The organism is Actinomadura sp. NPDC049382 (genome assembly GCF_040677125.1).
Taxonomy (GTDB): Bacteria; Actinomycetota; Actinomycetes; order Streptosporangiales; family Streptosporangiaceae; genus Spirillospora; species Spirillospora geliboluensis.
Genome location: NZ_JBFARO010000097.1, coordinates 19,632 through 29,973, shown reverse-complemented (window position 1 = coordinate 29,973; position 10,342 = coordinate 19,632). Strand labels below are relative to the sequence as shown.

Here is a 10,342-nt window from a genome sequence, read left to right as displayed (position 1 = left end):
GGCGGCCGCGCGGGCACCGCGGGCGGCTCCCCGGTCAGCAGGTGGTGGGTGAGCGCGCCGAGGCCGTACACGTCGGCGCGGTGGTCGGGGGCCCCGTCGACCTGCGCCTGCTCTGGGGCCATGTAGCCGGGGGAGCCCGCGGGCAGCGTCAGGCAGGACAGGTGGTCGCCGCTGCGCGCGATCCCGAGGTCGGCGATCATGAGCCGCTCGCCGCCGCCCGGCGCCGACCGCAGCAGCACGTTGGACGGCTTCAGGTCGCGGTGCACGATGCCGAGGTCGTGCAGGTCCTGCACGCCGCGCGCGATCTCCCGCGCGGCGCGCAGCGCCTCGTCCGCCGGGAGGGGGCCGCCCGCCAGCCGGTCGGCGAGCGTGCCCCGGTCGGCGTAGGTCATCACGAAGTAGGGCCGCCCGTCCGGCAGCTCGCCGATGTCGAAGACCTGCACCAGCCGGTGCGAGTCGGCGCGGCGCAGCAGCCGCGCCTCCTGCACGAACCGCTCCCGCACGTCGGCGCGGAGCGTCCAGTGCTCGCCGAGGATCTTGATCGCGACGGGGGCGTCGAGGTCCGGGTCGTGGCCGAGCCAGACCGAGGCGAACCCGCCCGAGCCGAGCAGGCGGTCGATCCGGTGGCGGCCCGCGGTGGTCGGGGGTTCCACTTCACCCATGATGACGGAGCCGGACCCCGGAGGAGAGGACTTTCCGTGAATGAACGACGACGCAGCGTGCTCGCCCGGAATGTGCTTCCGGGCGGCGGTGTTGTACCGGCGGGAAAATGGATCGCCCAGCGCCGGGCGTTCCGGCTACGGTGCGAAGGTTGTGGGGTCAGCGGGGCCGGGGAGCCTGGAACCCTATCCTTGTCGATGGTTATGGGGACGAGTGTGAAATCGCCGCTCGCCGGTCTGCGCGCGCGCCTGCCGGAGCTGATGCTCCGCGACCAGCACCGGCTGCGCCGCCGGATCGACGGCGTCCAGAAGATGCGGGACGCCGCGCGCCGCGCGAAGGCCGCCGAGGAGATCGCCGCCGACGTCGAGGCCGCCGAGCGGCGGGTCGAGCGGCGCCGCCGCGCCGTGCCCGCGATCGGCTACCCGGCCGAGCTGCCGGTGGCGCAGAAGAAGGACGACATCCTCGCCGCGGTCCGCGACCACCAGGTCGTGATCGTCGCGGGCGAGACCGGGTCCGGCAAGACCACCCAGATCCCCAAGATCTGCCTGGAGCTCGGCCGGGGCGTGCTCGGCTCGATCGGGCACACCCAGCCGCGCCGGCTGGCCGCCCGGACGGTCGCCGACCGCATCGCCGAGGAGCTCGGCACCGAGCTCGGCGACACCGTCGGCTACAAGGTGCGGTTCACCGACCGCTCCAGCGACGACACGCTCGTCAAGCTGATGACCGACGGCATCCTGCTCGCCGAGATCCAGACCGACCGGCTGCTCCGCCAGTACGACACGCTGATCATCGACGAGGCGCACGAGCGCAGCCTGAACATCGACTTCCTGCTCGGCTATGTCAAGGAGATCCTGCCGCGCCGGCCCGACCTCAAGGTGATCATCACCTCGGCGACCATCGACCCCGAGCGGTTCTCCGCCCACTTCGGGGATGCGCCGATCGTGGAGGTGTCGGGCCGCACCTATCCGGTCGAGGTGCGGTACCGGCCCGTCATCGACCCGGAGGACCCGTCCGCCGACCCCGACCGCGACCAGATCCAGGCGATCGTGGACGCGGTGGACGAGCTGGGCCGCGAGGCCCCCGGCGACGTGCTGGTGTTCCTCAGCGGCGAGCGGGAGATCCGCGACACCGCCGACGCGCTGACCAAGCACTTCACCCGGCAGAAGGGCACCACCGAGGTGCTGCCGCTGTACGCGCGGCTGTCCGCGGCCGAGCAGCACCGGGTGTTCCAGCCGCACCGCGGGCGGCGCGTCGTCCTCGCGACCAACGTCGCCGAGACGTCGCTGACCGTCCCCGGCATCAAGTACGTCGTCGACCCCGGCACCGCCCGCATCTCCCGCTACAGCCACCGGCTGAAGGTGCAGCGGCTCCCGATCGAGCCGGTGTCGCAGGCGTCGGCGAACCAGCGCAAGGGCCGCTGCGGGCGGGTGTCCGAGGGCGTCTGCATCCGGCTGTACTCCGAGGAGGACTTCGAGTCCCGCCCCGAGTTCACCGACCCGGAGATCCTGCGCACCAACCTCGCGTCGGTGATCCTGCAGATGACCTCGCTCGGCCTCGGCGACATCGCCGCGTTCCCGTTCGTGGAGCCGCCGGACCGCCGCAACGTCAAGGCCGGCGTCGACCTGCTGCACGAGCTCGGCGCCATCGACCCGGCCGAGAAGGACCCGCGCAAGCGGCTCACCCCGCTCGGCCGCCGCCTCGCCCAGCTGCCGGTCGACCCGCGGCTTGCCCGGATGGTGCTGGAGGCCGACAAGAACGGCTGCGTGCGGGAGGTCCTGGTCATCGCGTCGGCGCTGTCCATCCAGGACCCGCGCGAGCGCCCCGCCGAGCACCAGCAGGCCGCCGACGAGAAGCACCGCCGGTTCGCCGACCCCACCTCCGACTTCCTGGCCTACCTGAACCTGTGGAACTACCTGCGCGAGCAGCAGCGGGAGCTGTCGGGCAGCGCGTTCCGCCGCATGTGCAAGAACGAGTTCCTGCACTTCCTGCGCGTCCGCGAATGGCAGGACCTGCACGGCCAGCTCAAGCAGGTCGCCAAGGCGCTCGGCGTCACGCTCAACACCGCCGACGCGCCGCCCGACCGCATCCACACCTCGCTGCTCGCCGGCCTGCTCTCCCACATCGGCCTGATCGACGCCGAGAAGAAGGACGGCAAGCAGCGCCGCGGCCAGGAGTACCTCGGCGCGCGCGGCGCGAAGTTCGCCGTGTTCCCGGGGTCGGCGCTGTTCAAGAAGCCGCCGCGCTGGGTGATGTCGGCGGAGCTGGTCGAGACGTCCCGGCTGTGGGGCCGCGTCAACGCCAGGATCGAGCCGGACTGGATCGAGCCGCTCGCCGAGCACCTGGTCAAGCGCAACTACAGCGAGCCGCACTGGTCGAAGAAGCAGGCGGCCGTCATGGCGCACGAGAAGGTCACCCTCTACGGGGTGCCGATCGTCGCCGACCGCCGCGTCAACTACGGCCGCATCGACCCGGCGCTGTCGCGCGAGCTGTTCATCCGGCACGCGCTCGTCGAGGGCGACTGGGACACCCACCACCGGTTCTTCCACGACAACCGCGCCCTGCTGGACGAGGTGGAGGAGCTGGAGCACCGCGCCCGGCGCCGCGACATCCTCGTCGACGACGAGACCCTCTTCGACTTCTACGACGCGCGCATCCCCGAGGACGTCGTGTCCGGGCGGCACTTCGACGCCTGGTGGAAGACGGCCCGGCGCACCGACCCCGACCTGCTCGGGTTCGAGAAGTCCATGCTGATCAACGAGACCGCGGGCGGGGTCAGCGAGGCCGACTACCCGGACGTGTGGAAGCAGGGCCCGCTGCGGCTGCGCCTGACCTACCAGTTCGAGCCCGGCACCGACGCCGACGGCGTCACCGTGCACGTCCCCGTCCAGGTCCTCAACCAGGTGCGGCCGGACGGGTTCGAATGGCAGGTCCCGGGGCTGCGGGTGGAGCTGGTGACCGAGCTGATCCGGTCGCTGCCGAAGCAGCTGCGGGTCAACTTCGTCCCGGCGCCCGACTACGCCCGCAAGGTCCTCGACCGCGTCGCCCCGCGCACCGAGCCGCTGCTGGACGCGCTGGAGCGCGAGCTGACCGCGATGACGAGCGTGCCCGTCGCCCGCGAGGCGTGGGACCCGTCCCGGCTCCCCGCCCACCTGCGCATCACGTTCCGCGTCGTCGACGAGAAGCGCCGCACGCTCGGCGAGGGCACCGACCTCGACGAGCTGAAGCGCCGCCTCGCCGGCACGGTGCGCGGGACGCTGTCGAAGGCGGCGTCCACCGTCGAGCGCTCCGGCCTCACCGAGTGGACGATCGGCGAGCTGCCCCGCACCTACGAGCGCAAGCAGAGCGGCTACGACGTCAAGGCGTACCCGGCGCTCACCGACGAGGGCGAGAGCGTCGCTGTCCGCATGTACGAGACGGAGGCCGAGCAGCGCCGCGCCATGTGGCTCGGCACGCGCCGCCTGATCCTGCTGAACGCGCCGTCCCCGGTGAAGCTCGTCCAGGGCCGCCTGACCAACCAGGGCAAGCTCGCGCTGAGCCACAACCCGCACGGCTCGGTCGCGGCGCTGTTCGACGACTGCGTCACGGCCGCCGCCGACCGGCTGATCGCCGAGGCGGGCGGGCCCGCCTGGGACGAGGAGGGCTTCCGCGCCCTGTACGACCGCGTCCGCGCCGACCTGCACGACGCGACCGCGCAGGTCGTCGGGCTGGTGGAGCGGATCCTCGCCGAGGCCCACGAGGTGGACCGGCGGGTGCGCGGCACCGCGAGCCTCACGCTCGTCCCGGCGCTGACCGACATCCGCGGCCGGCTCGCGGCGCTGATCCACCCCGGCTTCGTCACCGAGACGGGCTGGGCGCGGCTGCCCGACCTGCCCCGCTACCTGCGCGCCCTCCAGGTCCGGCTCGACAAGCTCCCCGAGAACCCCGGGCGCGACCGGATGCTCGCGCACCAGGTCGACGTCCTGGCGCAGGAGTACGAGCAGGCGCTGCGGCGGCTGCACCCGTCCCGCCGCGACGAGGAGCCCGCCCGGCAGATCCGGTGGATGCTGGAGGAGCTGCGGGTCAGCCTGTTCGCGCAGCAGCTCGGGACGCGCTTCCCGGTCTCCGACAAGCGCATCCGCAAGGCGATGGCCCAGCTCTAGCTCAGACGGGGGTGGCGGCCCACAGCTCCAGGTGGCCGCACCGGCGGCAGCGCCAGGCGTCGATCTGCCAGCGCTGCCGTCCCAGGCGCTTCGCGCCGCCGAAGACGCCGCGCTCCAGCGGCCCGGCGATCCAGCGCGCGTAGCCGCGGGAGTGGTCGCCCGCGTCCTCGATGAAGCCCGGCTCCAGATCTTCGGTTCCGCACTGCGTGCACCTCGGCTGCGTCATGCGGAGAGGGTAGTGTGCACCGAAGATCACTAATCGCGGCGTATGACGGGGGCGCGGGGTTGCGAGACTTCTATCCGCCGATCGAACCGTACGAGTCGGGTCTGCTCGACGTCGGCGGCGGCGACCGGATCTACTGGGAGACCTGCGGGAACCCGGACGGCGCGCCCGCGGTGTTCCTGCACGGCGGGCCCGGCGGCGGGCTGCTGCCCGACCACCGGCGGTTCTTCGACCCGGCGAAGTACCGGGTCGTGCTGTTCGACCAGCGGGGCTGCGGCCGGAGCGTCCCGCACGCCGGCGACCACGCGGTCTCGCTGGAGCACAACACCACGCCGCACCTGGTCGCCGACATCGAGCGGCTGCGCGAGCACCTCGGCATCGACCGCTGGCTGGTGTTCGGCGGGAGCTGGGGGAGCACCCTCGCGCTCGCCTACGCGCAGGCCCACCCGGACCGGGTCGCCGCGATGGTGCTGCGCGGCGTCTACCTCGTCCGCCGGTCCGACGAGGCGTGGGCGTTCACCCCGACCGGTGCGGCGCACCTGTTCCCGGCCGAGTGGGAGGCGTTCCGGGACGCGGTCCCGCCCGCCGAGCGCGACGACCTGCTCGCCGCCTACGGCCGCCGCCTCGTGGACCCCGACCCGGCGGTGCACATGCCGGCCGCCCGCGCGCTGATGGACTGGGAGATGGCGGCGAACACGCTGCTGCCCGTCACGCCGCCGGAGCTGGACGACGCCGTCGTGCTGGCGTTCGCCCGCATCCTGCACCACTACATCGCGGGCGGCGGCTTCCTCCCGGCGGAGGGGCTGCTCGCCGGGGTCGACCGGATCCGGCACATCCCGGCGGTGATCGTCAACGGCCGCTACGACATGAAGACGCCGCTGGACCAGGCGTGGGATCTGCATCGTGCCTGGCCGGAGGCGGAATTCCACATCGTCGAGGACGCCGGGCACGGCGGGAGCGAGCCCGGCACGCGCGACCGCCTCATCACGGCGACCGACGCGTTCGCCGCTCACTTCTCGACGACGTGGGCACCCCCACATCCGCCTCACAAGTCACTGCGGTGACGTGCGTCAGTGCGTATGGTTCATTCCATGCCTAACAGCGAAGAGCGCGACAATAGCGGCCCCGGGACGGCCGCGGCTCCCCAGGGCGGCGCGGTCTCCGAAGGCGCGGGGGAGAGCACTGAGACGGCGGTCGCCCGCGTGGGCGACCCCGTCGCGGTCTGGCCGTGCGCCAACTGCGGACGCCCCGTCCCGCAGCCGGTCGGCGCCGTCCGCGCCGTGCGCTACTGCCAGGACAACGAGGGGGCCTGCGCCCGCGAGGCCCGCGAGCGCCGCGACCGCGGCCGGGACGCCCCCGGCCTCACCGGGCAGGTCGCGTCGGCGTGGGAGATGGTCGAGCGGCTGGAGAAGGCCGCCGACCTGCTCGCCGACTCGCTGACCTCCGAGCTGAGCGTCGCCGGCGTCGAGCGGCGGGTCGCCGAGGTGCGCGCCGAGGCCGCCCGCGAGCTCGCCATCGCGCAGAGCGAGCGGGACGCCTCCCAGCGCAAGGCGGAGGAGGCGTGGCAGGAGGCGTCGTCCGCCCGCAAGCGCGCCGAGACGGCCGAGCAGGACGCCGGGCGCGCCCGCGAGGAGGCTAGGCTCGCGACCGCCAAGCGCGATGCCGCCCAGCAGGCCTGGGAGGAGGCCCACCAGGTCGCGCAGCAGTCGATGACGGCCAAGCTCGCCGCCGAGAGCGAGCGCGACCGGGTCGCCGCCCGCGAGACCGAGCTGCTCGCGGCGCTGGAGGCGGCGCGGGCCGAGCTCGTCGGCCTGCACGCCAAGCTCGCCGAGGCCGAGGGCGCCGCCGAGGCGCAGCGGGTGGAGGCCGCCGTCGCCAAGCAGGGCGCCGAGGACCTGCGCAACGCCATGCGCGACACCGAGGCGCAGCGGCAGCGCGCCATGCAGGCCGCCAGCAAGGCCGAGGCCGAGCGGACCGCCGCGCTGCGCGCGCAGTCCGAGGCCGAGGCGGAGGTCGTCCGCGCCAACGCGCGCGCCGACGAGGCCGCCAAGGAGCGCGACGCCGCGAAGGCCCGGGCGGCCGCCGCCACCGCGGAGCGGGACGAGCTGACCGGCAAGCTCAACGAGCAGGCCGTGCAGCTGCGCCAGCTGTCGCAGTCGGTCGCCGACCAGCAGGCCGCGCTCACCGCCCTCGCCGAGGAGCGCGACGCCGCCCGCGCCGAGGCCGACCGCGCCCGCCGCCAGGTCGACCAGTTCACCCAGGGCACGCTGTCGTCCAGCGTCCCGCCGGGCGGCCGGATGCCGGGCGGCGGCACCCCGGTTCCCCCGCCGGGCGTCCCGAACGGACCGGGCGTCCCGAACGGCCCCGGTGCGCAGCCCGCCGGCCTGCCGCCCGGCCCGCCCCCGATCGGCGGCCCGCTCCCGCACGGCACCGCCCCGAACGGTGCGATGGCCCCGCTGGGCGCGCCGCTGCCCTACCCGGCCCCCGCACCGAACGGAGAGCCGGGCTCGGGCACCGGCGGCCACCGGGTGCCGGGCGCCGAGGCGCAGAACCACGGCCGCCCGCTGAACGGCGTCGACCGCGAGGACCCCCTCTTCGCCGGCCCCTGACGGGAGCCGCCCCGCCCGGGCGGGCCGCCGCCCGGGCTCAGCCGTACCGGACCGCCAGGAAGAACGCGGCCAACGCCACGGCGCTGATCAGCATGACGTGGCCGCGCTCGCGCGCCGCCGTCCGCCGCAGCGTGGCGATCCGCCGGCGGCTGAGCCGCAGGTCCGTCACGCTGCGCCGCGCCCGCTCCCAGTGGACGCCCGTGTAGATCGCCAGGGCCGCCAGCCCCAGGATGAGTAACCCGTCTCCGCTCATGAGCTCCGCCTCCGTATCCGCGGCAGCTCAGATTGAACAGCGGAACCGGCCGGGACGACAGTGCCCGGCGACACATTTCCGCGATCCATGCGGAACCGGCAGGGGTCGGCCGGCTGCGGATCATCGGCCGGCGGGCCGGGCTCAGCGTCCGAAGGCCTCGGGATCGATCTCGATCCAGATCTGCTCGGCACGGCCCAGCAGCCGCCCGTCCGCCCCGTACAGCGCGGTCGCCGCGTGCATCTTGCGGCCCTCGCGGCTGCGCGCCAGCCCCACCACGACGCACCGCTCGCCGGCCTCGGGCACGTCCATCACCTGCGCGGTCATGGTGCCGAGCACCGCCGGGCGGCCCGCCACGTCGAACGACCAGCCGCCGGGGCAGTCGAGCGCCGCCCACACCAGCTCACGCTCGGGGACCCGCTCGGGCACCCACGGCGTCGCGACGCACCCCTCGCCGACCGGCCCCGGCTCCAGCCGCAGCCCGTCGCCGGGTTCGCGCTCCGGCCCGCAGACGAAGCAGCGCGGGAACGGGTGGTTCTCCTGCGTGCGGAACTTCTCCGCCGCCTCCAGCGCCCGCTCGAACGGGACCGCCGCGATCGGCGGCACGACGATCGCCCCCGCGAGCGCCTCCGCGATCAGCCGCTCCCCGTCCCACAGCCGGACGCTGTGGCCGCGCTCGTCCTCCACCGTCACGGCGAGCTCGGTGTCCAGCGGCGGCGGCTGCCGCAGCGTCACCGTCACCGTGTCGATCGGGACGCGCCCCGCGAGGCGCCCCGCGACGTATCCGCCGTTCCCCGACCCGTCCGGCCCATGGAACCGCCGGTCAATGATCATGTCCGCCCCCGTGCCCGCACTCATCTCACCAAAACGGCATAGATCTTAATGTCCCCCACCGACATCCGGCCCGCGGGGGTGCGGCGGTCGCCGCACCCACTGCCGCGCCCCGCCGCGCCGCTACACGGCGCGGGACGGCTGGGGCCGGCCGGGACGCGTGGTGAAGAAGACCGAGAGGGACGCCTGGAGCCGGGCGCGGACGGTGTCCTCGTCGACGGGCCCGTCCGCCGGGACGGGGGTGTGGTCGAGGGCGCGGGCGATCAGGAGGTCGATGTTGCGGTCGGCGACCAGCACCGAGCACGTGTCGCACGCGTACCACGGATAGAGCATGTTGAGGACGGCCACGGCGGTGTCGTCGTCGGAGAGGTCGGTGGTGTCGAGCTCGACCTCGAACATGTCGGTGTCGTCGGGGTCGAGCGTGGGGTAGTAGAGCCAGCTCGGCCCGGACGCGCCGCAGAAGTCGCAGCCCGGCTCGCGCGGGAGGGCCTCGCCGACCGCCAGTTCCAGCTCGTGGTCCCACGGCTCGACCCGCCGGTTGTGGCGGTAGCCGACGCCGTCCAGCGAGCCCTCGCGGTTGTGCGTCACATCGTGCACCTCGCCGCCGCAGCGGGCGCACATGAGGCCGATGTCCTCCATGTCCCTCCCCTGATCGCTGAGGCACCGGATCTCACAGTATCCGGCCGGACGCCTCCGTCGTACCGGGCGGCGCCGCTCGGGTACGTTGAAGATCTTCACCGACGCGCCCGCCCCGGCGATCCCGGCCTCCGCGTCCCCGCGCGCGCCGCACACTCCCCGCGTGCCCCATGCCGAGTCATCGAATCGGGAGGTCCCGTGTCCGACGTCGTGCTCAACGCCGACAAGATCGATCTGGTCCGCGAGCGGCGGCCGCTGCTCGACCGCGTCACGATGACCGTGCTGCGCGGCGAGCACTGGGCGCTGATCGGCCCGAACGGCGCGGGGAAGAGCACGCTGCTCGGCATCCTCGGCGCCTACACGCACCCGACGCGCGGCACGGCGGAGATCCTCGGCCGCAGGCTCGGCCGGGTCGACGTGCACGACCTGCGCAAGCTGATCGGGCAGGTCAACCCGCGGCACCCGCTGGAGTCGGCGCGGACCGTCCGGGAGATCGTCCTGACCGGTGTGACCGGCACCATCGAGCTCGTCCCGCGCTGGACGCCCACCGACGCCGAGGTGCGCCGCGCCGACGAGCTGATCGGCCTGATGGGCCTGTCGGCGCGCGCGGACGCCCGCTGGCCGACCCTGTCGCAGGGCGAGCGGGGCCGGACGCTGATCGCGCGGGCGCTGATGCCCGACCCGGCGCTGCTGCTGCTCGACGAGCCCGCCACCGGCCTCGACGTCGCCGCGCGGGAGCGGCTGCTGCAGAGCATCGACCAGCTGCGCGCCGACCGCCCGGACCTGACCACCGTGCTCGTCACGCACCACCTGGAGGAGCTGCCGATCAGCACCAGCCACGCGCTGCTGCTGCGCGAGGGGCGGGTGCTCGCCTCCGGCCCGGCCGGCGAGGTGCTCACGACGGAACTGGTCAGCGCCTGCTTCGACCACCCGATCACGATCACCCGCCACAACGGCCGCTGGGCCGCGACCGCCGGGCCCGCCTAGCCGCCGC

At 74.1% G+C, this 10,342-nt stretch carries 9 protein-coding genes; 4 read left to right on the top strand and 5 right to left on the bottom strand.

Going from position 1 to position 10,342, the window contains the following annotated elements:
- Window positions 1–653 (bottom strand): serine/threonine-protein kinase (locus tag AB0K34_RS35135; RefSeq protein WP_364553184.1); only part of this gene is annotated, 653 nt, incomplete at its 3' end.
- Between the two features lie 210 nt (window positions 654–863).
- On the opposite strand from AB0K34_RS35135, the gene hrpA reads away from it, so the two are divergent.
- Entirely contained in the window at window positions 864–4,799 is a 3,936-nt protein-coding gene (gene hrpA, locus AB0K34_RS35130; protein ID WP_364553182.1) for an ATP-dependent RNA helicase HrpA, read from the top strand.
- Between the two features lies 1 nt (window position 4,800).
- On the opposite strand, the gene AB0K34_RS35125 is transcribed toward hrpA, so the two are convergent.
- Window positions 4,801–5,025 (bottom strand): hypothetical protein, encoded by a 225-nt coding sequence (locus tag AB0K34_RS35125; protein WP_138638538.1) that lies wholly within the window; start codon window positions 5,023–5,025, stop codon window positions 4,801–4,803.
- A gap of 59 nt (window positions 5,026–5,084) precedes the next feature.
- Between AB0K34_RS35125 and pip the strand changes: the two genes are divergently transcribed.
- Entirely contained in the window at window positions 5,085–6,086 is a 1,002-nt protein-coding gene (pip, locus tag AB0K34_RS35120; RefSeq protein WP_364553180.1) for a prolyl aminopeptidase, read from the top strand.
- Window positions 6,087–6,113: 27 nt separating this feature from the next.
- Complete coding sequence (locus AB0K34_RS35115; RefSeq protein WP_301176915.1) at window positions 6,114–7,631, top strand: chromosome segregation ATPase; 1,518 nt, start codon at window positions 6,114–6,116, stop codon at window positions 7,629–7,631.
- Between the two features lie 37 nt (window positions 7,632–7,668).
- Here the strand turns inward: AB0K34_RS35115 and AB0K34_RS35110 are convergent, their stop codons facing one another.
- The 3 genes from AB0K34_RS35110 to AB0K34_RS35100 form a co-directional block, all read right to left on the bottom strand.
- Window positions 7,669–7,884, bottom strand: a complete 216-nt coding sequence (locus AB0K34_RS35110) for a hypothetical protein (RefSeq protein WP_138641171.1) — start codon at window positions 7,882–7,884, stop codon at window positions 7,669–7,671.
- A gap of 141 nt (window positions 7,885–8,025) precedes the next feature.
- The gene (locus AB0K34_RS35105) at window positions 8,026–8,715 is read right to left on the bottom strand and encodes a thioesterase family protein (RefSeq protein ID WP_138641170.1); all 690 of its coding nucleotides are present in this window, start codon (window positions 8,713–8,715) and stop codon (window positions 8,026–8,028) included.
- Window positions 8,716–8,835: 120 nt separating this feature from the next.
- Window positions 8,836–9,351 (bottom strand): hypothetical protein, encoded by a 516-nt coding sequence (locus tag AB0K34_RS35100; protein WP_138641169.1) that lies wholly within the window; start codon window positions 9,349–9,351, stop codon window positions 8,836–8,838.
- Between the two features lie 195 nt (window positions 9,352–9,546).
- Between AB0K34_RS35100 and AB0K34_RS35095 the strand changes: the two genes are divergently transcribed.
- The gene (locus AB0K34_RS35095; protein WP_138641168.1) at window positions 9,547–10,335 is read left to right on the top strand and encodes an ATP-binding cassette domain-containing protein; all 789 of its coding nucleotides are present in this window, start codon (window positions 9,547–9,549) and stop codon (window positions 10,333–10,335) included.
- Window positions 10,336–10,342 lie beyond the last annotated feature (7 nt).

What these genes read in the sequence shown, in the direction of transcription:
- AB0K34_RS35125 (WP_138638538.1), bottom strand. Translation starts at nt 5,025, where the DNA reads ATGACGCAGCCGAGGTGCACGCAGTGCGGAACCGAAGATCTGGAGCCG.
- AB0K34_RS35110 (WP_138641171.1), bottom strand. Translation starts at nt 7,884, where the DNA reads ATGAGCGGAGACGGGTTACTCATCCTGGGGCTGGCGGCCCTGGCGATC.
- AB0K34_RS35100 (WP_138641169.1), bottom strand. Translation starts at nt 9,351, where the DNA reads ATGGAGGACATCGGCCTCATGTGCGCCCGCTGCGGCGGCGAGGTGCAC.
- AB0K34_RS35115 (WP_301176915.1), top strand. Translation starts at nt 6,114, where the DNA reads ATGCCTAACAGCGAAGAGCGCGACAATAGCGGCCCCGGGACGGCCGCG.
- AB0K34_RS35105 (WP_138641170.1), bottom strand. Translation starts at nt 8,715, where the DNA reads ATGATCATTGACCGGCGGTTCCATGGGCCGGACGGGTCGGGGAACGGC.
- hrpA (WP_364553182.1), top strand. Translation starts at nt 864, where the DNA reads ATGGGGACGAGTGTGAAATCGCCGCTCGCCGGTCTGCGCGCGCGCCTG.